Raw genomic sequence first — 22,282 nt, forward strand, 5'->3', positions numbered from 1 at the left:
GCCACCCGTCTCAGAGTGGCTGGGCATCGCTTTGCTGTAGGACCTGTTATGCAGTTATCACGCAATGCATGTAAAAGTGAACGTCATACCTGATGGGGGCAGCGCAATGATTGAGGCCGCGAGCATTCGTTGGCTGCACGGCAGTGGTGAACCGGGATCGAGCCCACGCCGGCCCGCCAGTACCTGCCCTGCACCTGGAGCCATCGTCGCGCTTGTGCAGGAGCGCCTGGCGGAACTGCTGCCGCGCCCTGCCGATCCGCGCGATGCCATTGCCAGCGCGATGCATGGCCTGGTCCTGGCACCGGCCAAGCGCCTGCGCTCGATCCTGCTGGTGATGTCCGCCTCCGAGCTGGGGCAGGACCATCCGTGCGTCATCGACCTAGCCTGTGCGGTGGAACTGGTGCACGGCGCCTCGTTGATCCTCGATGACCTGCCCTGCATGGACGATGCGCAGCTGCGCCGCGGCCAGCCGACCGTGCACCGGGTGCACGGCGAGGACGCGGCCATCCTGGCCTCCATCGCCCTGCTCAGCCGTGCGCTGCAGCTCACGGCGGAAGTTGAAGGTGTCTCGCCGCAGCAGCGTGCGGCGCTGGTGGCCGTGCTGGCCACTTCGATCGGCAACCAGGGGCTGGCCTGCGGACAGCTGCGCGATCTGCGCAGCACTCTGGAGCAGTCGCCCGAAGACGTGGCACTGACCAATGAACTGAAGACCGGCGCGCTGTTCGGCGCCGCGATGGAGATGTCGGCCATCGCGGCCGGTGCCGACGAGGTCACCCAGCGCCAGCTGCGCAATGCCGCCCTGCAGCTTGGCCACGCGTTCCAGCTGCTGGATGACCTCAAGGACAACCTGGACAGCGCCATCAGTGGCAAGGATGGCGGGCAGGATGCGGGTAAGGGCACGCTGGTCGAGCTGCTCGGTCCGGCGGAGGTCCGCCAGCGTCTGGCCGGACACGTGGAAGCGGCCTGCGAACTGCTCGGCAGTGCCTACGGTCCCGACAGCCGGCTGCGCACCTACGTGCTGCATCTGTTCGGTGGGATGTGAGTACGCTGGCTCCGGGCGTGCAGGAAGCGGGCCCGTTGCAGGACGTAGCGGAGATGGTCCGGCGCAAGAATGATCACCTGGACGTGGTGCTGGACCCGGCGCGGGCGGCCACCACCACCACCACCGGGTTCGAGCACTACCGCTTCGAGCATTGCGCATTGCCCGAGCTGTCCCTGGATGCCATCGACCTGAGCGCCCGGCTGGTGGGCAGGTGCCTGCGCGCGCCGCTGCTGGTGAGCTCGATGACCGGCGGCGCGCTGCGTGCATCGCGCATCAACATCCACCTGATGGAAGCGGCGCAGGCGCTGGGCATCGCCCTGGGCGTCGGTTCGCAGCGCGTTGCGCTGGAAGCCGGCGTGGACCATGGCCTGACCCGCGAACTGCGTCGCCATGGTCCTGACGTTGCGTTGCTCGCCAACCTCGGTGCCGCGCAGCTGCGCGGCGATCAGGGCATCGAGGCGGCACTGCGCGCCGTAGACATGATCCAGGCCGACGCACTTATCGTTCACCTCAATCCCCTGCAGGAAGCCGTGCAGGCCGGCGGTGACCGCGACTGGCGGGGGCTGCTCGATGCCATCGCCCGGGTCGCGCGTGCGCTGCCGGTGCCCGTAGTGGCCAAGGAAGTTGGGGCAGGTCTCTCGGCGCGGGTGGCGCGGCAACTGGTGGAGGCGGGCGTGGCAGTGGTGGATGTCGCCGGCGCGGGCGGAACCAGCTGGGCGGCGGTGGAGGGTGAGCGTGCCCGAGACCCGCATGACCGCGCCGTGGCACTGGCCTTCAGCGGTTGGGGCATCCCGACGGCGGAGGCTGTCCGCGAGGTGCGGCAGGTCCTTCCCACGATTCCGATCATCGCCTCCGGCGGCATCCGCGATGGCGTGGATGCGGCCAAGGCGATCCGCCTCGGTGCAGACACCGTGGGCCAGGCGGCCTCGGTGCTCACCAGTGCGCTGCATTCCAGCGATGCGGTGGTGGACCACTTCCAAGTGATCATCGAGCAGCTGCGCATCGCGTGCTTCTGCACCGGCAGCGCCGACCTGGCCGCGTTGCGGAAGGCGCCGCTGCGTCTGGCCGCAGCCCCGGGAGAGGTGGGCGGATGAGTGGTCCGGCGGTGGACGCACCACAGCGCCATATCGGGTTCACCGCGCCCGCGTTTCCAAGCCACTGGCGCGCACTGGAGGCGCTGGCACACGTGCTCAGGGCGCGTGGCCATCGGGTCACGTTCTTCCACCAGCCCGATGCGGCCGCGCTGCTGGATGACTCGGCCATCGGTTTCCAGGCCATCGGCGCCCGCTCCCACCCCAGCGGATCTTTGCCGGCGGTGCTCCGGCGGGCGGCGTCCCCGGGCTCGCCTCTGGGCCTGCGCCGGGTGATCCAGGACATGGCTGCGGCCACGGACATGCTGTGCCGAGAACTGCCACAGGCGCTGCGCGATGCCGGCGTAGACCTGCTGGTGTGCGATCAGATGGAGGCGGCCGGTGGACTCGTTGCGGAGGCGATGGGAATCCCCTGCGTGTCCGTGGCGTGCGCGCTGCCGATCAACCGCGAGCCCGGCATTCCCCTGCCGGTGATGCCGTGGCGCTATGCGGCGACGCCGCGCGACCATGAAGTGCAGCGTGCCAGTACGCAGGTCTACGACCACATGATGGGCGCCCACTCGCGCGTCATTCAGGCGCATGCTCAGGCGTTCGGCATCACGCCGCGCAGTGCGCTGCACGAATGCCTCTCGCCCCTCGCGCAGATCAGCCAGACCACTCCCTCCTTCGATTTTCCACGCCAGGCGCTGCCCGCCGGTTTCCATGCCGTAGGCCCGCTGCGGCCGGCGCACGCGCAGGTGATGCCTGAGCTGGGCTTGTCAGAGCAGCGTCCGTTCGTGTTTGCTTCGCTGGGCACGCTGCAGGGGCAGCGCCGTGCGCTCCTGGGACGCATCGCACGGGCCTGCCAGCATGCCGAGGTGCAGGTGCTGATCGCCCACTGCGGTGGCCTTACCCATCGTGAAGCCGGCGCCCTGCGCGTGCCGGGCCGGGTCTGGGTCACCGATTTCGCGCCCCAGCAGGCGGTGCTGGCGCGGGCCGACGCGGTGATCTCGCATGCAGGGCTCAACACCGCGCTGGATGCCTGTGCCGCGGGCAAGCCGGTGCTGGCGCTGCCGATCGCCTTCGACCAGCCCGGCGTGGCAGCACGTCTGGTGCATGCCGGTGCCGGCCTCAAGGCCTCGCCGCGCTGGGCGTCCTCGCGCACCCTGGGCACGTTGCTGTGCAGGCTGCTCGATGAGTCGGCGTTCGCGGCCAATGCACGCCGGCTCGGCGCCGAGATCGCCGCGGCCGGCGGTGCCGAGCGCGCGGCTGACATCATCGAACAGGTCGCCGTCCACGGCGTACCCCTGCACGAACACTCGGCCTGATGCGCGCGCCGTACGACCTGATTCTGGTGGGTGCGGGCCTGGCCAACGGGCTGATCGCCCTGCGCTTGAAGCAGGTGCGTCCGGAGCTGCGCGTGCTGCTGCTGGAGCGCGGCAACGTGCCCGGTGGCAACCACACCTGGTCCTTCCACCACAGTGACCTGACACCGCAGCAACGCGCGTTCATCGCGCCGCTGGTCTCGCATCGCTGGGAGGGCTATACGGTCCAGTTCCCACGCTACCAGCGGACCCTGCGCGGCGGCTACGCCAGCGTTCTTTCCGGAGTGTTCGCCACGCGGCTGCTGGCCGCGCTCGGCAACGACCTGGTGTGCAACATGGACGTGCGCAGCGTCGCGCCGACGTCGGCGACGCTGGCCGACGGGCGCCGGCTCGATGCCATGGCGGTGATCGATGGCCGCGGTGAACGCCCGGGCCCGCACCTCACCCTCGGCTACCAGAGCTTTCTCGGCCAGGTGCTGCGCACGCGGACGCCGCACGGACTCACCCGACCGGTGATCATGGACGCCGACGTGGCGCAGGGCGAGGGCTACCGCTTCGTCTACGTGCTGCCCTTCGCCGAGGACGTACTGCTGGTGGAGGACACGCACTACGTGGACGGCGCCGGCGTCGACCTGCCGCGCTTGCGAACGCACATCGCAGCGTACCTGCAGGCACATGGCTGGCAGGACGCGCAGCTGCTGCGCGAGGAGCATGGCGTCCTGCCGATCACATTGGCCGGTGACCCGGATGCGTTTTGGCAGGAGCGCGCCGCGCAGCCGTGCAGCGGCCTGCGCGCAGGCCTGTTCCATCCCACCACGGGGTTTTCATTGCCCGAGGCGGTACGGCTGGCCGATCTTGTGGCGGGCCAGCAACGCCTGGACGCTCCCGCATTGTCCAGCGCCATCCAGGCGCACGCGCGCGCCTGCTGGCGTCGTCACGGGTTCTTCCGCGGTCTGAACCGCATGCTGTTCCTCGCCGGCAGGCCCCAGGACCGCTGGCAGGTGATGCAGCGTTTCTACGGCCTGCCCGAGCCGCTGATCGAGCGGTTCTACGCCGGCCACCCGACCCTGCGCGACAAGCTGCGCATCCTGTCCGGCAAACCGCCGGTCCCCGTTTTCGAAGCCTGCAGCGCCTTGCTGGCTTCTCACGCCTCACTGCAAAGGAAGCCCTGAATGAGTTCCCCCAAGCGCGCCGTCGTCATCGGTGCAGGCTTCGGCGGCCTGGCACTGGCCATCCGCCTGCAGGCCGCCGGCTGCCAGACCACGCTGCTCGAACGCCGCGACAAACCCGGCGGCCGTGCCTACGTTTACGAAGACGAGGGCTTCATCTTCGATGGCGGCCCGACCGTCATCACTGATCCTTCCGCACTGGAGGAGCTGTTCACGCTCGCCGGTCGCCGCATGTCCGACTACGTGGAACTGTTGCCGGTCGATCCGTTCTACCGGCTTGGCTGGGAAGACGGGACGCAGTTCGACTATGTCAACGACCAGGATGCGCTCGAACGCCAGATCCACGCGCTCAATCCGGACGACGTGGAAGGCTATCGCGGCTTCCTGTCGTACTCGCGCAAGGTGTTCGAGGCCGGCTACCTCAAGCTCGGCGCGGTGCCGTTCCTCTCCTTCCGCGACATGCTCGCGGCAGCGCCGGAACTGGCGCGCCTGCAGGCCTGGCGCAGCGTCTACAGCATGGTCTCGCAATACATAAAGGACGACCACCTGCGGCAGGCGTTCTCGTTCCACTCGCTGCTGGTGGGGGGCAATCCGTTCGCCACGTCTTCGATCTACACCCTGATCCACGCCCTGGAACGCGAGTGGGGCGTGTGGTTCCCTCGCGGCGGCACCGGTGCGCTGATCCGCGCCATGGTGCAGCTGTTCACCGACCTCGGCGGGCGCATGGAAGTCAATGCCGATGTGGCGCGCATCGAGGTCGAAGCCGGCCGTGCCACCGGCGTGACGCTGCAGGGCGGCGAGCACATCGCGCTGGACATGCTGGCCTCCAACGCCGATGTAGTGCACACCTATTCCAGGTTGCTGGGACATCACCCGCGCGGCGTTTCCGAAGGCCGCCGGCTGGCGGGCAAACGCTCGAGCATGTCGCTGTTCGTCCTGTATTTCGGGCTGCGCCGCGTGCACCAGGATCTGCGCCACCACACGGTCTGCTTCGGCAACCGCTACCACGGGCTGATCGAAGAGATCTTCAACGGCGACGCGCTGGCCGAGGACTTCTCGCTCTACCTGCATAATCCCTGCGTGACCGATCCTTCGCTCGCGCCGGAGGGCTGCAGCAGCCTGTATGTGCTGGCGCCGGTGCCGCACCTGGGCAACGCGGACATCGACTGGGACGTCGAAGGCCCGCGCTACCGCGACCGCATCTTCGATTATTTGGAAAAGCACTACATCCCGGGCCTGCGCGAGGATCTGGTGACCAGTCGCTACATCACCCCCTTCGACTTCCGCGATACGCTCAATGCGCACCAGGGTTCAGCGTTCTCGCTCGAGCCGGTGCTGATCCAGAGCGCCTGGTTCCGTCCGCACAACCGCGACAGCGTATTGCCCAACCTCTACCTCGTCGGCGCAGGCACGCATCCCGGCGCGGGCGTGCCGGGTGTGGTGGCCTCGGCCAAGGCCACCGCCGGGCTGATGCTGGAGACGCTGGAGCGATGAGCGATACGCTCCAGGCCCATGCTCGGCAGACCATCGCGCGCGGCTCGAAGAGCTTTGCCGCGGCCTCGCGCGTGTTCGACGCGCGCACCCGCCGCGGTGCGACGCTGCTGTACCTGTGGTGCCGCCACTGCGATGACGTGGTGGACGGGCAGACGCTCGGCCACGACCAGGATGCTGCACGGCGTGGCGACGGCCAGCAGGCGCTGCGACGACTGCGTGCCTATACCGCGAAGGCCTGCAGTGGGGCCGACATCGACGAGCTTCCCTTCGCTGCCCTGCAGGAGGTGGTGCGCGAGTTCCAGATTCCGGCGCGCTACCCTTCCGAGCATCTGGACGGGTTTGCGATGGACGTGCAGGAACAGCGCTACGACACGCTGCAGGACACCCTGCGCTACTGCTATCACGTGGCCGGCGTGGTCGGCATCATGATGTCGCACGTGATGGGGGCGAAGGATCCGGTGGTGCTCGACCGCGCCTGTGATCTGGGGCTGGCCTTCCAGCTGACCAACATCGCGCGTGATCTGGTGGAGGATGCCGCGGCGGGCCGCTGCTACGTGCCGCAGCAATGGCTGGACGAACTCGGCCTGGAGCGCGCGACTCTCGGTGATCCGGCCAACCGCGAGGGGCTGGCGGTGATCGCCGCGCGCCTGGTGGACACAGCCGAGACCTACTACGCCTCCGCCCGCCTGGGCATCGCCTCGCTGCCACCGCGCTCGGCCTGGGCGGTGGCAACCGCCCACGACGTCTACCGCGAGATCGGCCTGCAGGTCAGGGCACTCGGGCCGCGCGCGTGGGACCAGCGCGTGTCCACCTCGACATTGCAGAAACTGCGCATGCTGGCCACCGGTGGCGCGCTGGCCTACCGCGTGCGCCGGGCGCCGGACGTCCCGCGCTCGCGCTCGGCCGAGCTGTGGCAGCGCACCTCCCGGGCCGACTGATGGGGACGGCGCCAGGACAGTGCGGTTCAGTCGGCGCGGTCTTCCGCGTCCGCCGACGCGCGCCGCACCGGGCCACCGTGCAGGCGGCGCAGTTCGGCCTTCAAGGTCTCTATCTTCGGTACCCACAGGAAGCCGAAGGACACGCAACCATGTCGTCCTTCCACCGCGTGGTGCATGCGATGGGCCTGGTACAGCCGCTTCAGGTAACCGCTGCGCGGCGCGTGGCGGAACAGCCAGCGACGGTGCACCAGGCCATCATGGGCGACGAAGTACAGCAGGCCGTAGGCGGTCATTCCCGCGCCGATCCACTCCAGCGGATGCCAGCCCTGGCAGCCCAGGTAGATCAGCGCGATGGCGATGCCTGCGAAGAACACCGCGTACAGGTCGTTGCGCTCGAAGGTTCCGTGGCGCGGCTCGTGGTGCGAACGATGCCAACCCCAGCCCCAGCCGTGCATGATGTAGCGGTGCACGAGCGCGGCCACGCCTTCCATCGCAGCAAGGGTGGCCAGGAAAACAAGCGTGTTGATGGTCAGGCTCACAGGCGCGCAGGACAGGGGCAGGAAGGGGCCAAGCGTAGCAGCCGCGCGCAGGCCCCGGGTGACGGTCGGCCACGCCACGCACGGCTTGCCGCATGAGCGGCGTGCCCGACCTCGGCCGCCCGGCCTACGGCTGGCTCAACAGCGCCGTGGAATGGACCTTCCAGCGACGGCGGCGCAGCGCAGTGGCGCTGGTGGCCGTGCATGTGGTCTGGCTGCTCTGGATGCAACGCCCGCTGCTGTGCAGCGGGGGCGATACATTCCTGTGGCCGCCATTGGGCACTCCGCACAATTCACAGCACATCGCCGACTGGTACTCGCTGCTGCACCTGGGGTTCGGCATGACGGTGGCCATGGTGCTGGCGTGGATACGCCCGCAATGGCGCCTGCGCGACCGGGCGCTGGTGGCGTTGATCAGCGGCACTGTCTGGGAAATGGTGGAGAATACGCAGGCGCTCATTGCGCTGCTCTCCAATGCGGGCAGCGTTGCACCGGATTACTTCGGCGACAGCATCGTCAATTCGCTGGCCGACAGCCTGTTCACGCTGTGCGGCTTCTGGGCGGCCAGCCGCCTGGGCTGGCGCAGCACGCTGGTGCTGGTGGCGCTGCTGGAACTGGCCGTCTCGCTGGTCATCAAGGATGGCTGGCTGCTGACCCTCGTGCGCCTGCTGGCGCCCTAGCGGTGCACGCGCCCCCATGCCTGCTCCGGTCGCAGCGCTCTTGACTGTTCCGCGCCTTGTGAACGCAGTGCTTGATCTGAAGAGCAAAGGGAGCTGCCCCAGCACCGACTCTTCTTGGCCCCTCTGAAATGACCACTGATTTCCTGCTCAGGTGTTGCTTTTCCCGAAGGAGACACCGATGAGCGAAATGATGGAAGAAGAGATAAAGCGCTGGACGGCCGGCGCAAGTCGGCGCTGGTCCTTGAGATCATCCAGGGCGAGACGACGGTGGCCGCTGCCAGCCGGCAGTTCGACCTGGCCCCAGCGGAGATCGAAAGCTGGGTTGAGGACGGCAAGCGCGGTATGGAGAACGCTCTGCGGGCCAAGCCCGAGGACGTTCGCGAGCAATACGAGCGGCAACTCAAGGACCTGCAGGAAGCCTACGGCTAGGCCATGCCGGAGATCCGTACCCGAAAAGAGCTGGCATCCCTGCTGGGAAAGGACGAGAGCTGACGCTCTCGGTCCAGCGGGGACTGAAGGACGAAGGCGTTTCCGTTCCAAGGACCGAGCTGTGCCAGTGGCTCGGCCTTGCCCGCCGCACGACGTACTACAAGCCGACCAGGTCACCTGCGAAGGTGAAGCCTGAGCTTGCCGAGCCCATGAAAACAGATGATCGAGGCCGAGCCGAGCTTTGGCTATCGCACCGTCGCCGCCTTGCTTGGCATGAACAAAAACACCGTGCAGCGGATCTTCCAGTTGAAAGGCTGGCAGGTGCGTAAGCGTGCCCTTGGCCAGCGTCCCAGCATCGAGGCGAAGATCTCTTGTGCCGAAAAGCCGGACCAGCGCTGGGCGACCGATCTGTGCCGCGTCTGGGGCGGAAAGGACGGTTGGCTCAGCCTGGCACTGGTGATCGACTGCAGCACGCGCCAACTGCTTGGCTGGCACCTGTCGCGCACTGGCAAGGCGAGTGCAGCCTCGGCTGCTTTGGAGCAGGCCCTGATCACGCGCTACGGCACGCTGGGGCGAGTGCGGGAGCCGTTCCTGCTTCGCTCGGACAACGGGCTGGTGTTCACCAGTCGCGACTGCACGCGACTGGTGCGTAGCTGTGGTCTGAAGCAGGAGTTCATCACCCCACACTGCCCGCAGCAGAACGGGATGGTCGAACGCGTGATCCGGACGCTCAAAGAGCAATGCGCGCACCGGCATCGCTTCGAGAACCAGACCCACGCACTGTGGGTGATTGCTGACTGGATCGCCTTCTATAACCAACAGCGTCCGCATCAGGCGCTGAAGATTATGACCCCAGATGCGGCTTATGCCGCTACATTAACCGCGTGACCTGAGCAGAAAGCGGTGGGTCATTAAAGCTCAATCTATCGTTGCGCAGCTACGCTCGGTTCGCTGCTGTCGATGCGCGTCGCGCCAGCCTGATAAAGCCCTGCACGTACCAGCGCACGTGCTGGCCAGCTGCTGTCATAGGCGTGGTCCTTCAAGGCTCGAATTTCCATAGTTCATAGTGTCTACAGCTTGCCGGGAGGGTGGCCGTTACTTCGCGTAACGATCTCTCGTCACTGTGGAAGCACTGTCATGAAATACTTCGGCAACCTGAAAGTTGCATCAAAACTCGCGCTGGGTTTCGGCGTGCTGCTGGCCCTGCTCATTGCCTCGTCATCGTTGGCCATCTATCAGTCCGGCCAGATCCAACGCCAGACCGACCTTCAGGCGCGGAACAACCAGCAGGTCAAGCAGTTGTATGCGATGCGCAAGGTGAACTTCACCAACGAGCGCATGCTCCGCGACGTGATCCTGAGCGGTTCGCGCAACCTGGCGTCGATGGTGGCCAACATCCAGGTCGGGCGCAGCGAGTATGCAAAGGCCAAGGCGGCATTGGACGCCATCCCCACCGATGCCCAAGGGCAGAACGTGCGCGACCAGATAGAGGCGATGCGCGGGCCGGCGGTGGCAACGCATGACCGCATCATCGAGCTGGTCAGGCGTGGTGACGACGCTGGCGCCGAGGCGCTGCTTTTCGGTGAGGGGCAGGCGTCGATGACAGCCCGTGAAAAGGCAGTGGTGGATGCCATCGCGCTGCAGGAAGAGCATAACGCCGCCAGTGCTGCTGCCGTCGAACACGCCCTGGCTTCCACGCGCACCGTGCTGATCAGCTTTGCGCTGCTGGCCGTGGCGATCGGCGTGTTGATGGCGTGGGCCATAACGCGCAGCCTGGTTGGGCCGCTGCGCAAAGCAATGGACGTATCGCGTGCGATCGCCAACGGCCGCTTTGACGTGGTCAGCGGCACCCGCAGCCGCGACGAAACCGGTCAGCTGCTGGCTGGCATGGATGAAATGAGCAGCCGTCTGCGTGCATTCTCCACCGCGCAGCAGACCATGGCGCAGCGCCATGACGCCGGCGAGCTTGGCTACCGCATCGACGCCACGGCATTCCCGGGTGATTTCGGCAGGATCGCCGACAACACCAACACGCTGGTCGGCAGCAGCGTGGCGCTGACCGAGCGCATCGTCGATGTGATGGGACGCTACGCGGTCGGCGACCTGTCGCAGGACATGGAGCCGCTGCCGGGTGACAAGGCCCGTTTCACCGAGGCGATGACCACCACCAAGCGCAACCTGGCCGCGATCAACCAGCAGATCCACCAGCTGGCTTCGTCTGCAGCGGCAGGTGATTTCAGCCAGCGCGGTGATGAGACTGCCTTCGACCACGACTTCCGGGGCATGGTCGAGCGGCTCAACATGATGATGCACGTCAGCGACGAGAACCTGCGCAAGCTTTCGGCACTGCTGAAGTCGATCGCCAGCGGCGACCTCACCGCACGGATGGAGGGCGAGTACCAGGGCGTGTTTGCCAGCATGCGCGATGATGCCAACACCACCGTGGGTCAGCTGACCGGCATCATCGGCAGCATCCAGTCCGCTGCAGGCAGCATCAGCACGGCGGCGGTGGAAATCGCCAGTGGCAACAATGATCTCTCGCGGCGCACCGAGCAGCAGGCAGCCAACCTGGAAGAGACCGCTGCCTCGATGGAAGAGCTTACCTCCACCGTGCGCCAGAATGCCGAGCACGCACGCCAGGCCAACCAGCTCGCCATCGGCGCGGGCACCGTCGCCTCCGATGGCGGCAAGGTGGTGCAGGATGTCGTGGTGACGATGCGTGCCATCGAAACCTCGTCGAAGAAGATCGCCGACATCATCTCGGTCATCGACGGCATTGCCTTCCAGACCAACATCCTGGCACTGAACGCGGCAGTGGAAGCGGCGCGTGCGGGCGATCAGGGCCGCGGTTTTGCGGTGGTCGCCAGCGAGGTACGCACGCTGGCACAGCGCTCGGCGGCTGCGGCGAAGGAGATCAAGGGTCTGATCGAGGACTCGGTGGCCAAGGTGGAGCTTGGTGCGGGGCTGGTGGACAAGGCCGGCGACACCATGAGCGAGATCGTGACCTCGGTGCAGCGGGTCACCGACATCATGGCCGAGATTTCAGCTGCCTCGCAGGAGCAGTCGGCGGGGATCGAACAGGTCGGCCAGACCGTGGTGCAGCTGGATCAGACCACGCAGCAGAACGCGGCGCTGGTGGAAGAGGCGACGGCTGCGGCGCGCGCGATGGAGGAGCAGGCGGAGGCATTGTCTGCGGCGGTGGCGCAGTTTACGTTGTCGACAAACGCAGCGACCGCAGTGAGGGCAGAAGGGAAGCTTGTGGCGCTGTTGCCGTCGGTGTCGAAGGCGGCCACCTCAGAGGTCAAGCCGGCCGTGAATCCGGCGCCGCGCCGTGCGCTGGCGCTGCCCACGGCCGGCGAGGAAGGCAGCTGGCAGGAGTTCTGAGCGGTCTGTTGTGTGGTTGGGGGTATGTTGGCCGGCAGGGCCAGAGGCAGTGACGACCAACGGTCGTCACCTACCGGGGCCCATGCGATCAGCAGGGCACCCGCTCCAGCCACGTTGCGCAAGGCCAGCGGCCGAACAACCACCTGTTCTACGCCCGTGGCGAGGACCATACTCTGCGCCATGACCCCGCCGCGCATCTCCCGCGCCCACCTGACCGCGTTGCTGCGCAGCGATGCCTGGCGTCGCCGTGCGGCGCTGTGGCTGGGTGCGGTGGCGGTTGCGCTGATCGCCATCCTGTTCGCCAAGGCCAGCGATGCGGCCTTCGCGCTGTTCCAGCGGGTCATCGCGCACTCGCCACGGTGGGCGCTGCTGCTCACGCCGGGCATCTTCGCCCTGCTGGCGTGGCTGACCAGCGGTGCGATGCGGCCCACCCGGGGCAGTGGCATTCCGCAGGTCATCGCGGCGCTGGACACGCCCGACGCGGCGTTCCGCCGCAGCAACCTCTCGCCGCGGTGTCGGCAAACATCGCTGCGGCGTTCAATACGCCGCTGGCCGACATCATGTTCGCCATCGTAAGTTGTAGTCGACCAGCTCAGTCAAATGCCTGCACTAAGCTCCCTGTCCTTCCGGAATACTCCTGCATACACCGCAGCAGGAGGGACACATAACCCTGCCACGAAGCGCCGTTGCACAGCCGTGTCACATCGCCGCATTGCACGTGTACGTCTGTTCAAACGGAGCAGTCGAGACACCGTCAGCGTCCACCAACCAACGCTTGTATCGGAAGGTGCCTGACTGACCGACGTTATTGCTGGAGCAGTTGATCTCTTGGGTTATAGGTGAGCGGGTCGGAGAGTTCACCGTGCGATGAAACCGTGAGCAACTCCAGCCTGAAGGGCATGAGACGGGCTGCGAGTACACTTTCACCGGGTACGTTGGGTTGCCCGAGTAGGAAATCAGGTAGCTGAAAGGTGTGTTAACGCTTCCAATCACGTCTGGTATTGAATCAATTTTGAATGTTTCGCAATTTTTGCCTTCATGGTACAGCCTGATACCCTTTGCCATGCCTGCTGCTGCTGCAGTCCGAAATGCTTCGCTTTTCAGTGCCGTTGCATCTTGGGCGTTGCTGTGGAACCCCACCTCGATCAACGCCGCCCTTTTGGATGGGTCAGTTAGGCGCAGTTCGCCGTAATTTCCGTATCTGGGTTGTAAGTCGACGCTCCAGTTTCTGTAGAAGGGGTGTGCTTGAATGGTCTCCTTCATTGAACACAGCATGCGAGCGACAAACCGCGCATCATCCTGGCGATCTCGTTGGTAAAATCCCAAAGTTCCACGGATCGAAGTATTCGTCGAGCCATTGGTATGAATGTGCAACGAGTAGCTGGCGTTTACATGGTTGGCAAAGAGTGGGCGTGCGCGGATGTCGTCGTCTTCATGCCCATCTGGATCGTTATCATTGTTCAATGAGTTCCATATCTCCGGATTGTCCGGATACTGGCTCTCCAGCCAGGTTCGGGCTGACATTCTCCACCATGGTTGATTGCTCGGTGCGTGGATTGTGGCCTCGTTGGTACGCGCTTTTGCTACGCTCATATGAGACTTGTTGATCAGGTCTGCTGCTACGTCACGGGCGAAATAGGGGGTGACGAAGTCCTCCCGCATGCCGTTCATCAACGGGCGGCGCGTCTCCCACTGGCGGCTGACACCGTTGTAAAAATAGCCATGCCCGGCCGATACCATCACGACGACGGGCGGACCGTCCTGCCGTTCTTCCTTGGTTGTATCGGCTGCCGGTGTCGTTGCGGGTAAGTCCGGGTGGTAGTAAAAGATGTCCTTGCCCCCATACGTACAGGTATAGCCATCAATACGCACCGCGTCCTTGAGGATGGAGATCGCCTCGGTCATCAGGAAATGGCATTGGCGTTCTGATGCGGCGCCCGCAGTAGCCGGCACAGCATCGCGTCCGAGATCTATCAGCATTTCCCTGTTCCCCGGGTTCAGGGTAGTCGTGATCACGACTTTCTTCTGCCCCGGGAGCAGGGGCTCGCTTTCCACGGCTTGCTGCAACTCCCTGTCGAGTAACGTTTCAACTTCAGCCCGTTCAGATGTGGGCAGTTCAGGAGCTCGCCTTGCTGGCGTGTGAAGGTTGTCTGCCAATGCAGAAAGCGGTGCGCTGGACGTGAGCGCGAGCAGCAGGGCCGCAACTGTTTTCATTCCGATGATCCGTAGTCGTTCATTGTTCAATTTCTGGATGGATGCGTAACGGGATGCTCTGACCAACATCGCCGAGAGGCGCTCTGCTTGATCTCACGGTGCGAGCGAGAACTGGTCGGTCGCCTTGCCGGAGGGAGGAGTCAGGGCCTCTCTCTTCCCGCGCTTCCTCATCATCCAGAGTGCCGAAGACTGCGCGCGGTGCGCCATAAGCAATGCTGCAAACTGCGTCGTGCCGCACCACGACTCTCATCGGGCACCTCATGTTCCGAGGCGGCGTCACGCGCTCGATATGCGTATGAGTGCAGTCATGGCGTTGAAGAACCTGACCGACCAGCAGGGCGCTCGCTCCAGCCACGTTCCGCAACGCCAGCGGCCGCACAACCGCCTGTTCTGCGCGCGCAGCAAGGACCATACTCCGCGCCATGGTCCCGCCGCGCATCTCCCGCGCCCACTTGGCCGCGCTGCTTCACAGCGAGGCCTGGCGTCGCCGTGCGGCGCTGTGGCTGGGTGCGGTGGCGGTTGCGCTGATCGCCATCCTGTTCGCCAAGGCCAGCGATGCGGCCTTCGCGCTGTTCCAGCGGGTCATCGCGCACTCGCCATGGTGGGCGCTGCTGCTCACGCCGGGCATCTTCGCCCTGCTGGCGTGGCTGACCAGCGGTGCGATGCGGCCCACCCGGGGCAGTGGCATTCCGCAGGTCATCGCGGCGCTGGACACGCCCGACGCGGCGTTCCGCCGCAGCAACCTGTCGCCGGCGGTGTCGGCAGGCAAGCTGCTGCTCACCTCGTTGTCGCTGCTTGGCGGCGCCTCGGTAGGGCGAGAGGGCCCCACCGTGCACGTGGGTGCCAGCCTGATGTATCTGTTTGGCCGCTGGTTCGGCTTCAAGGACCCGCGCGAGCTCTCGCACTTTCTGCTGGCTGGCGGTGCGGCCGGTATTGCGGCGGCGTTCAATACGCCGCTGGCCGGCATCGTGTTCGCCATCGAGGAACTGAGCGGGCGCTTCGAGCACCGCTTCTCCGGCACGCTGCTCACGGCGGTCATCGTCGGCGGTGTGGTGTCGCTGGGTCTGCTGGGCAATTACACCTATTTCGGCCATGTGAGCGCACGTCTGCCGCTGGGGCAGGGCTGGGCGGCCATCGTGCTGTGCGGCGTGGTGGCAGGGCTGCTGGGTGGACTGTTCGCGCGCATGGTGCTGGCCACGGTGGCCGGCCATCCGCTGTGGCTGGGCCGGCTGCGCCAGCGCCATCCCGTGCTGCTGGCGGCGGGGTGTGGCCTGGTGGTCGTCGGACTGGCGCTGGTGTTTGGCAACGGCGCGTTCGGTACCGGCTACGAGCAGGCGCGCAGCCTGGTGCAGGGGCAGGCGGTGGTGGGGCACGAGTTCGGCCTGATGAAGCTGCTCGCCAATCTGGCTTCCTATGTCGCGGGTATTCCCGGTGGCCTGTTCTCACCGGCGCTGGCGGTTGGCGCTGGCATCGGCCACAACCTGGCCGTGCTGATGCCGGGCGTGGACCCGCGTGCGTTCGTGCTGCTGGGCATGTGCGCCTACCTCACCGGTGTCACCCAGGCGCCGCTGACCTCGGCGGTGATCTCGCTGGAACTCACCGACAGCGGCGACCTGCTGCTGCCCATCCTGGCCACCGTGCTCATCGCGCGCGGCGCCTCGGGGCTGGTGTGCCGCGTGCCGATCTACCGCGGGTTGGCCGAGCAGCTGTTGGCAACAACGGCGCCTTCTTCCAAGCCCCGGAGCTGAGCGCGGCAGGGGCAACGCAACATGCCTGTGCGCTTGTAGGCTGCGCCTGAAATATTATAACGTTGCGGGCCGTGGCGGCTCTGGCTTGCCGCGCCATGGAGTCGTGAAGGAGACCGCATGCCCGCTGCACCCCGTTCAACGCTGGTCGGCGTGCCGACCGCCGCCGTGCCTGCCCCGCGCGGCGTTCGACTGCAGAGCATCGACGCGCTGCGTGGTCTGGTGATGGTGCTCATGCTGCTCGATCATCTGCGCGAAACCTGGTTCCTGCACGTGCCGGTCGCCGACCCCATCGATGCGACCACGGCGCTGCCGGCGATGTACTGGGCGCGGCTTGCGGTAAGTCTTTGCGCGCCCATCTTCGTAGCGCTCACCGGCGTCTCGGCGTATCTGTTCAGCACTCGGCATACGCTGGCCGAAACCCGCACCTACCTCGTCAAGCGCGGCCTGGTACTGATGGCGCTGGAGGTCTTCTTCCTCTCCGAGCTGTACTGGGGCATCGCGGCGCCGACGTTCTGGCTGCAGGTGATCTGGTGCATCGGCGTATGCATGATCGCGCTGGCGATGCTGATGGGTCTGCCGCGCCGGCTGCTGCTGGCCGCAGGCCTGCTGATCGTATGCGGGCACAACCTGCTTGATGCCATCACGCTGGGTCCGGATGACCCGTTCTTCGTGCTCTGGGCGATGCTGCACCAGCGCGATGTGATCGCCCTGCCGTTTGGTTTCGTTGCCAAGACCACCTATCCGGTGCTGCCGTGGATCGGGGTGATTCTGCTCGGCTTTGCGATCGGGCCGTGGTTCGGCCCTGGCGTGGACACGCGCGTGCGTCGGCGGCGCCTGCTGCAGCTCGGTGGCGTGATGCTGGCGGCCTTCGTGCTGCTGCGGTGGTGGAACGGCTACGGCGACACGCCATGGTTCGTGGTGGACGGTGACGCGATGCGCACGCTGATGAGCTTCCTCGCACTCACCAAGTACCCGCCGTCGCTGCTGTTCCTGCTGTTGACGCTGGGCATCGGCGCGCTGCTGCTGGCCGGCTTCGAACGCCTGCGCGAGGGCCGCGTGCTGGCGATGCTGTCGGTCTTCGGCGGTGCCCCGATGTTCTTCTACCTGCTGCACCTCAGCGTGCTGCGGGTGCTGTATCACAGCGCTTACGCGATCTGGGGACCGACCCAGGGCAGTGTGTTCGGGGTCGAAAACTACGGCTGGGTGCTCGTCTGGTACGTGGCCCTGCTCATTCCGCTGTATCTGCCCACGGCGTGGTTCTCGCGCTTCAAGGCCGCGCGGCGCGACATCGCCTGGCTGAAGTACTTCTGAGCACTGGGCGCCGTGGTCGCCTGCGGCATAGGCTATCGTGCTGCTGAGCCGATGCACCTGCGCGTGCGTGGTTCGACTCCGCAGCCCACGAGAACAGACACATGCAGACCATTGGCCTCATCGGCGGGATGAGCTGGGAATCCACGCTGCCCTATTATCGCCGCATCAACGAGACGATCCGCGACACGCTGGGCGGGCTGCATTCGGCCAAGGTGCTGCTGCACAGCGTGGACTTCCACGAGATTGAAGTGCTGCAGCGCGCCGGAGACTGGGACGCGGCGGGACAGGCGATGGCGGCAGCCGCGCGTTCGCTGCATGCCGGTGGCGCGGACTTCATCGTGCTGTGCACCAACACCATGCACAAGGTCGCCGATGCCATCACTGCGGCGACGCCGTTGCCGCTGCTGCACATCGCCGACGGTACGGCGGCCGCGCTGGCCGGGGCGGGCATTGCCCGGGTCGGTCTGCTCGGAACGCGGTTCACGATGGAGCAGGACTTCTACCGCGCACGCCTGGCGTCGCGCGGCTTTGAGGTGCTGGTGCCCGAGGCCGATGACCGCAACGACGTGCATCGCATCATCTACGACGAGCTGTGCCAAGGGGTGATCGACGCATCATCGCGGGCGGTCTACCGCGCGGTGATGGCCCGGCTGGTCGCGGCAGGGGCGCAGGGCATCATCCTGGGCTGCACCGAAATCGCGCTGCTGGTCGGTCAGACCGATGCCACCGTGCCGCTGTTCGATACCACCGCGCTGCACGCCGAAGCGGCGGCACGACGCAGCCTGGAGGGCTGAGTCGGGCTGCAGAGAGCAATGCCGTCGGGCCACGCCCACGCGGCGCGGTCCTGGGTCTGTCAGGTCGGACGCTCGGCATGCCGAACCGAGGCCCGGCCCCGTGCCGAGGCGCTTCAAGGCCCTTTCAAGCCATGTCCCGGGACAGACCCTGCGACATTTTGTCGCCGATTTTCACAGTGGCTTCAGGTTTGGCGACAGTGGGCCGATAGAGCGCGTATCCACCCCTCGTCACCATGGAAGCGATGCAATGGAATACTTCAGGAATCTAAAAGTGGCTGCGAAGCTCACACTGGGCTTCGGTGTGCTGCTGGTCTTGCTCATTGCATCGTCATCGCTGGCCATCTACCGCGCTGGCGAAATCAACGATCAGACCCGGATCCAGGCGGAGAATGACCGCCAGGTGCAGCAGCTGTACACGATGCGCAAGGCGAACTTCGTCAACGAGCGCAACCTGCGCGACATGATCCTGGACGGCTCGGACAACGGTGAGGCGATCTTGGCGAACATCCAGGCAACGCGTGCCGAGTACGCTGCGGCAAAGAAAGCACTGGACGCGATTGTCACCGATGCCGAGGGGCAGGCCTCGCGAGACCGCATCGAGGCGACGCGCGTGCCGGCCGTGGCGATGCACGACCGCATCATCGAGTTGGCCAAGGTCAATGATGATGATGGTGCCAAGGCACTGCTCTACGGTGAAGGACGAGCCCTGATGCTGGCACGTGAAAAGGCGCTGCTGGATGCTGTCGCCCTGCAGGAACAGCACAATGCCGCCAGTGCCGCGACCGTCGAAGCCGCCCTGGCCTCCACGCGCACCGTGCTGATCAGCTTTGCGCTGCTGGCCGTGGTGATCGGCATGCTGATGGCATGGTCCATCACGCGCAGCCTGGTTGGACCGCTGCGCAGTGCGATGGACGTATCGCGCGCGATTGCCGACGGCCGCTTTGACGTGGTCAGCGGTGCACGCAGCCGCGACGAAACCGGTCAGCTGCTGACCGGCATGGATGAGATGAGCAGCCGTCTGCGTGCATTCTCCACCGCGCAGCAGACCATGGCGCAGCGCCATGACGCCGGCGAGCTTGGCTACCGCATCGACGCCACGGCGTTCCCGGGTGATTTCGGCAGGATCGCCGAGAACACCAACACGCTGGTCGGCAGCAGCGTGGCGCTGACCGAGCGCATCGTCGATGTGATGGGAAGCTACGCAGTCGGTGACCTGTCGCAGGACATGGAGCCGCTGCCGGGTGACAAGGCCCGTTTCACCGAAGCGATGACCACCACCAAGCGCAACCTGGCCGCGATCAACCAGCAGATCCATCAGCTGGCTTCGGCCGCCGCGGCAGGTGATTTCAGCCAGCGCGGTGATGAGACCGCCTTCGACCACGACTTCCGGGGCATGGTCGAGCGGTTGAACATGATGATGCACGTCAGCGACGAGAACCTGCGCAAGCTTTCCGCACTGCTGAAGTCGATCGCCAGCGGCGACCTCACCATGCGGATGGAAGGCGAATACCAGGGCGTGTTTGCCAGCATGCGTGATGATGCCAACACCACCGTGGGTCAGCTGACCGGCATCATCGGCAGCATCCAGACCGCTGCAGGCAGCATCAGCACGGCGGCGGTGGAAATCGCCAGCGGCAACAACGATCTCTCACGGCGCACCGAGCAGCAGGCGGCCAACCTGGAAGAGACCGCTGCCTCGATGGAGGAGCTGACCTCCACCGTGCGCCAGAATGCCGAGCATGCACGCCAGGCCAACCAGCTCGCCATCGGCGCGGGCACCGTGGCCTCCGATGGCGGCAAGGTGGTGCAGGATGTCGTGGTGACGATGCGTGCCATCGAAACCTCGTCGAAGAAGATCGCCGACATCATCTCGGTCATCGACGGCATAGCCTTCCAGACCAACATCCTGGCACTGAACGCGGCAGTGGAAGCGGCACGTGCAGGCGATCAGGGCCGCGGTTTTGCGGTGGTCGCCAGCGAGGTACGCACGCTGGCGCAGCGCTCGGCGGCCGCTGCGAAGGAGATCAAGGGCCTGATCGAGGACTCGGTGGCCAAGGTGGAACTTGGTGCGGGGCTGGTGGACAAGGCCGGCGACACCATGAGCGAGATCGTGACCTCGGTGCAGCGGGTCACCGACATCATGGCCGAGATTTCAGCTGCCTCGCAGGAGCAGTCGGCGGGCATCGAACAGGTCGGCCAGACCGTGATGCAGTTGGATGAAACCACCCAGCAGAACGCGGCTCTGGTGGAAGAGGCGACGGCTGCGGCGCGCGCGATGGAGGAGCAGGCGGTGGCGTTGTCCGGTGCGGTAGCGCAGTTCAAGTTGTCGGCAGGGGGGGCGACGGCGGCCGCGGTGCCACCGCCGGCGCCGCTGTCGGCGGCGACGAAGGTGGCCACTGCTGTGACCAGGCCGGCAGCGAAACCGGCAGCACGTCGGGCGCCGGCACTGGCGGTTGCAATTGCTGATGAGGAGGGCAGCTGGCAGGAGTTCTGAGCGGCCTGTTGAACGGCACGATGGAGCTGGTTGGCAGGGCCGGGGAGAGTGACGACCAGCGGTCGTCACCTACCGGGGCCAGGGCGGATCGGGGTCGGAAAGCGTGACGACCAACGGTCGTCACCTGCCGGGACGAGACGGGGCCCACACATGCCTTCAGCAGTGCACCACGTCCTTCACCGCGCCCTGCAGGGCATCGATATGGAAGGGTTTGGCCAGAAAGCGTGCGTGCTGGTGCGGGCGGGGCAGGGTGTGACCGTGCCCCGCCGAGGCGAACAGGTAGGGAATGCCGAGGTCGGCCAACCGATCGGCCACGGGATACACCAGCCCGTCGCCCAGCTCGATATCGAGAATGGCACCGTCAAACTGCGCATCGTCCAGATACGCCAACGCCTCGCGTACGCCGTGGGCATGGGTGACCTGGTTGCCGCGGTCGGTCAATGCCATCTCGACCAGCAGGGCCAGGTCCACCTGGTCTTCAACCAGCAGCAGGCGGCAGCCACCGGGCTGGGCGTCATGATGCATCTGCATGGTGAGATCCCGACGTTGGTATGTTGAGTGGCTGCCAGTCTGGTACGCCTGGCATAAAGGCACTGGCTGCGTGCTGTGTGCATGACGCGAAAGCGTGCATGCACCGCGCTTGCGCGCGCTGTGGCAGCATGCAGGTACATCCCCCAAGGAGTCGCCGCATGCGTCTTTCCGAACAGCAGCTGGACATCCTGCGCGCCATCCTCGCCACCGATCCGGTTTCGGCCGAGGACGCTACGTGGGCGGTCAAACATGGCCTGGCGGTCCAGGCTGAAGATGGTGATATCGATCTGACCCAGGCCGGACGGGAGCTGGTGGGCGCTGACTGAACGACCGCGCGCTGGTGACGGCGCCGCCGCTTGGCCTCTCATAGGCGCTGGCGTACCCTGCGCCACCGTGGATGCTGCCTGCGTTGCCGATGAAGTACCGCCGTTTTCTGTTTGACCTTGACGATACGTTGCTCGATTTCAGGGCCTCCGAGCGCCTGTCGTTCGAGCGCACCCTGCAGGCCCTGCAGATCGATGCTCCGCTGCACGACCTGTATGCGCGTTATCAGCTGGAAAATACCGCGCTGTGGAGCCAGCTCGAACGCGGCGAGGTGAGCAAGGACGCACTCAAGTGGCAGCGCTTTGCGCGCACGTTCGCAGCCTTTGGCCTGGACGCCGACTCCCATCAGGCCGGCGAAGTCTACCTGCAGCTGCTGCCGCAGACCGTTGTGCTGGTGCCGGGTGCAGAAGCCTTGTGTCGGCAGCTGGCGGCCGTGGGCGAGCTGGGCATCATCACCAATGGCATCGAAGCAGTGCAGACGCGGCGCATCGCCGCCTCGGGGCTGGCGCCGTGGATCCACTTCGTTGCCACCTCGGAAGCCTGCGGATACGCCAAGCCGGACGTGCGCTTCTTCGCCTATGCCAGTGCCCGCTTCAGCACATTCTCCAAGGCTGATACGGTGATCGTCGGCGACCGTCTGGAGGCCGATGTGCTCGGTGCCAACCGGTTCGGCATCGACAGCTGCTGGTTCAATCCGGCCGGTCTGGACAACCCGACCACCGTACGCCCCACCTGGGAAGTGGCCAGTCTGCACACTCTGGCCAGCCAGCTGAAGTAGCCCCATCAGCCGGCTCAGCTG

Annotated in this window: 18 protein-coding genes and 2 pseudogenes; 17 read left to right on the forward strand and 3 right to left on the reverse strand. The window is 65.9% G+C overall.

All coding sequences use genetic code 11. From position 1 onward, the window contains the following. Positions 1-106: 106 nt before the first annotated feature. Genes RZA67_RS01060 through RZA67_RS01085 form a run of 6 tightly spaced genes read left to right on the forward strand, consistent with a single transcriptional unit; the run spans position 107 to position 7,038 of the window. Complete coding sequence (locus RZA67_RS01060) at positions 107-1,042, forward strand: polyprenyl synthetase family protein (protein ID WP_317210672.1); 936 nt, start codon at positions 107-109, stop codon at positions 1,040-1,042. Further along, positions 1,039-2,136: a type 2 isopentenyl-diphosphate Delta-isomerase gene (gene fni, locus RZA67_RS01065; RefSeq protein ID WP_317210673.1), complete on the forward strand. Its 1,098-nt coding sequence runs from the start codon at positions 1,039-1,041 to the stop codon at positions 2,134-2,136. The genes RZA67_RS01060 and fni overlap by 4 nt, the downstream gene beginning before the upstream one ends. Continuing rightward, positions 2,133-3,440 carry a glycosyltransferase gene (locus RZA67_RS01070; protein WP_317210674.1) on the forward strand — a complete coding sequence of 436 codons (1,308 nt, stop codon included), beginning with the start codon at positions 2,133-2,135 and terminating at the stop codon, positions 3,438-3,440. The genes fni and RZA67_RS01070 overlap by 4 nt, the downstream gene beginning before the upstream one ends. Continuing rightward, positions 3,440-4,609 (forward strand): lycopene beta-cyclase CrtY, encoded by a 1,170-nt coding sequence (gene crtY, locus RZA67_RS01075; protein ID WP_317210675.1) that lies wholly within the window; start codon positions 3,440-3,442, stop codon positions 4,607-4,609. Before RZA67_RS01070 ends, crtY begins: the two co-directional genes overlap by 1 nt. Beyond that, positions 4,610-6,100: a phytoene desaturase gene (locus RZA67_RS01080; RefSeq protein ID WP_317210676.1), complete on the forward strand. Its 1,491-nt coding sequence runs from the start codon at positions 4,610-4,612 to the stop codon at positions 6,098-6,100. Beyond that, positions 6,097-7,038 (forward strand): phytoene/squalene synthase family protein, encoded by a 942-nt coding sequence (locus tag RZA67_RS01085; RefSeq protein ID WP_317210677.1) that lies wholly within the window; start codon positions 6,097-6,099, stop codon positions 7,036-7,038. The genes RZA67_RS01080 and RZA67_RS01085 overlap by 4 nt, the downstream gene beginning before the upstream one ends. Before the next feature lie 26 nt (positions 7,039-7,064). Here the strand turns inward: RZA67_RS01085 and RZA67_RS01090 are convergent, their stop codons facing one another. Continuing rightward, the gene (locus RZA67_RS01090; protein WP_317210678.1) at positions 7,065-7,655 is read right to left on the reverse strand and encodes a sterol desaturase family protein; all 591 of its coding nucleotides are present in this window, start codon (positions 7,653-7,655) and stop codon (positions 7,065-7,067) included. A gap of 14 nt (positions 7,656-7,669) precedes the next feature. On the opposite strand from RZA67_RS01090, the gene RZA67_RS01095 reads away from it, so the two are divergent. From RZA67_RS01095 to RZA67_RS01115, 5 genes and pseudogenes are all read left to right on the forward strand, one after another. Next, entirely contained in the window at positions 7,670-8,254 is a 585-nt protein-coding gene (locus RZA67_RS01095) for a DUF2585 family protein (protein WP_317210679.1), read from the forward strand. 178 nt (positions 8,255-8,432) lie between these two features. Further along, positions 8,433-8,746, forward strand: a pseudogene (locus RZA67_RS01100) (DUF1153 domain-containing protein). 156 nt (positions 8,747-8,902) lie between these two features. Beyond that, positions 8,903-9,571 carry an IS3 family transposase gene (locus tag RZA67_RS01105; protein WP_317210680.1) on the forward strand — a complete coding sequence of 223 codons (669 nt, stop codon included), beginning with the start codon at positions 8,903-8,905 and terminating at the stop codon, positions 9,569-9,571. Between the two features lie 249 nt (positions 9,572-9,820). Next, complete coding sequence (locus RZA67_RS01110; RefSeq protein WP_317210681.1) at positions 9,821-12,067, forward strand: methyl-accepting chemotaxis protein; 2,247 nt, start codon at positions 9,821-9,823, stop codon at positions 12,065-12,067. Between the two features lie 180 nt (positions 12,068-12,247). Further along, positions 12,248-12,571 (forward strand): annotated as a pseudogene (locus RZA67_RS01115) (chloride channel protein); the annotation flags it as partial. Positions 12,572-12,766: 195 nt separating this feature from the next. Here the strand turns inward: RZA67_RS01115 and RZA67_RS01120 are convergent. Beyond that, positions 12,767-14,281 carry an N-acetylmuramoyl-L-alanine amidase gene (locus RZA67_RS01120; RefSeq protein WP_317210682.1) on the reverse strand — a complete coding sequence of 505 codons (1,515 nt, stop codon included), beginning with the start codon at positions 14,279-14,281 and terminating at the stop codon, positions 12,767-12,769. 422 nt (positions 14,282-14,703) lie between these two features. Between RZA67_RS01120 and RZA67_RS01125 the strand changes: the two genes are divergently transcribed. The 4 genes from RZA67_RS01125 to RZA67_RS01140 all read left to right on the forward strand — a co-directional run bounded on the left by RZA67_RS01125 (position 14,704) and on the right by RZA67_RS01140 (position 20,628). Beyond that, positions 14,704-16,029 carry a chloride channel protein gene (locus tag RZA67_RS01125; protein ID WP_317210683.1) on the forward strand — a complete coding sequence of 442 codons (1,326 nt, stop codon included), beginning with the start codon at positions 14,704-14,706 and terminating at the stop codon, positions 16,027-16,029. Positions 16,030-16,146: 117 nt separating this feature from the next. After that, positions 16,147-17,340: a heparan-alpha-glucosaminide N-acetyltransferase domain-containing protein gene (locus RZA67_RS01130; RefSeq protein ID WP_317210684.1), complete on the forward strand. Its 1,194-nt coding sequence runs from the start codon at positions 16,147-16,149 to the stop codon at positions 17,338-17,340. A gap of 101 nt (positions 17,341-17,441) precedes the next feature. After that, entirely contained in the window at positions 17,442-18,134 is a 693-nt protein-coding gene (locus RZA67_RS01135; RefSeq protein WP_317210685.1) for an aspartate/glutamate racemase family protein, read from the forward strand. Positions 18,135-18,405: 271 nt separating this feature from the next. Further along, entirely contained in the window at positions 18,406-20,628 is a 2,223-nt protein-coding gene (locus RZA67_RS01140; protein WP_317210686.1) for a methyl-accepting chemotaxis protein, read from the forward strand. 156 nt (positions 20,629-20,784) lie between these two features. Here the strand turns inward: RZA67_RS01140 and RZA67_RS01145 are convergent, their stop codons facing one another. Continuing rightward, positions 20,785-21,159 carry a response regulator gene (locus RZA67_RS01145; protein ID WP_317210687.1) on the reverse strand — a complete coding sequence of 125 codons (375 nt, stop codon included), beginning with the start codon at positions 21,157-21,159 and terminating at the stop codon, positions 20,785-20,787. Positions 21,160-21,317: 158 nt separating this feature from the next. Here RZA67_RS01145 and RZA67_RS01150 point away from each other — a divergent pair, with 158 nt between their 5' ends. Both RZA67_RS01150 and RZA67_RS01155 read left to right on the forward strand, forming a co-directional pair. Beyond that, complete coding sequence (locus RZA67_RS01150) at positions 21,318-21,485, forward strand: hypothetical protein (protein ID WP_317210688.1); 168 nt, start codon at positions 21,318-21,320, stop codon at positions 21,483-21,485. A gap of 71 nt (positions 21,486-21,556) precedes the next feature. Continuing rightward, positions 21,557-22,261 carry a YjjG family noncanonical pyrimidine nucleotidase gene (locus RZA67_RS01155; RefSeq protein ID WP_317210689.1) on the forward strand — a complete coding sequence of 235 codons (705 nt, stop codon included), beginning with the start codon at positions 21,557-21,559 and terminating at the stop codon, positions 22,259-22,261. Positions 22,262-22,282 lie beyond the last annotated feature (21 nt).

This window comes from Stenotrophomonas sp. C3(2023) (assembly GCF_032911385.1).
Taxonomy (GTDB): Bacteria; Pseudomonadota; Gammaproteobacteria; order Xanthomonadales; family Xanthomonadaceae; genus Stenotrophomonas.

What these genes read in the sequence shown, in the direction of transcription:
- RZA67_RS01060 (WP_317210672.1), top strand. Translation starts at nt 107, where the DNA reads ATGATTGAGGCCGCGAGCATTCGTTGGCTGCACGGCAGTGGTGAACCG.
- RZA67_RS01070 (WP_317210674.1), top strand. Translation starts at nt 2,133, where the DNA reads ATGAGTGGTCCGGCGGTGGACGCACCACAGCGCCATATCGGGTTCACC.
- crtY (WP_317210675.1), top strand. Translation starts at nt 3,440, where the DNA reads ATGCGCGCGCCGTACGACCTGATTCTGGTGGGTGCGGGCCTGGCCAAC.
- RZA67_RS01080 (WP_317210676.1), top strand. Translation starts at nt 4,610, where the DNA reads ATGAGTTCCCCCAAGCGCGCCGTCGTCATCGGTGCAGGCTTCGGCGGC.
- RZA67_RS01085 (WP_317210677.1), top strand. Translation starts at nt 6,097, where the DNA reads ATGAGCGATACGCTCCAGGCCCATGCTCGGCAGACCATCGCGCGCGGC.
- RZA67_RS01095 (WP_317210679.1), top strand. Translation starts at nt 7,670, where the DNA reads ATGAGCGGCGTGCCCGACCTCGGCCGCCCGGCCTACGGCTGGCTCAAC.
- RZA67_RS01105 (WP_317210680.1), top strand. Translation starts at nt 8,903, where the DNA reads ATGATCGAGGCCGAGCCGAGCTTTGGCTATCGCACCGTCGCCGCCTTG.
- RZA67_RS01110 (WP_317210681.1), top strand. Translation starts at nt 9,821, where the DNA reads ATGAAATACTTCGGCAACCTGAAAGTTGCATCAAAACTCGCGCTGGGT.
- RZA67_RS01120 (WP_317210682.1), bottom strand. Translation starts at nt 14,281, where the DNA reads ATGAAAACAGTTGCGGCCCTGCTGCTCGCGCTCACGTCCAGCGCACCG.
- RZA67_RS01125 (WP_317210683.1), top strand. Translation starts at nt 14,704, where the DNA reads ATGGTCCCGCCGCGCATCTCCCGCGCCCACTTGGCCGCGCTGCTTCAC.
- RZA67_RS01130 (WP_317210684.1), top strand. Translation starts at nt 16,147, where the DNA reads ATGCCCGCTGCACCCCGTTCAACGCTGGTCGGCGTGCCGACCGCCGCC.
- RZA67_RS01135 (WP_317210685.1), top strand. Translation starts at nt 17,442, where the DNA reads ATGCAGACCATTGGCCTCATCGGCGGGATGAGCTGGGAATCCACGCTG.
- RZA67_RS01145 (WP_317210687.1), bottom strand. Translation starts at nt 21,159, where the DNA reads ATGCAGATGCATCATGACGCCCAGCCCGGTGGCTGCCGCCTGCTGCTG.
- RZA67_RS01150 (WP_317210688.1), top strand. Translation starts at nt 21,318, where the DNA reads ATGCGTCTTTCCGAACAGCAGCTGGACATCCTGCGCGCCATCCTCGCC.
- RZA67_RS01155 (WP_317210689.1), top strand. Translation starts at nt 21,557, where the DNA reads ATGCTGCCTGCGTTGCCGATGAAGTACCGCCGTTTTCTGTTTGACCTT.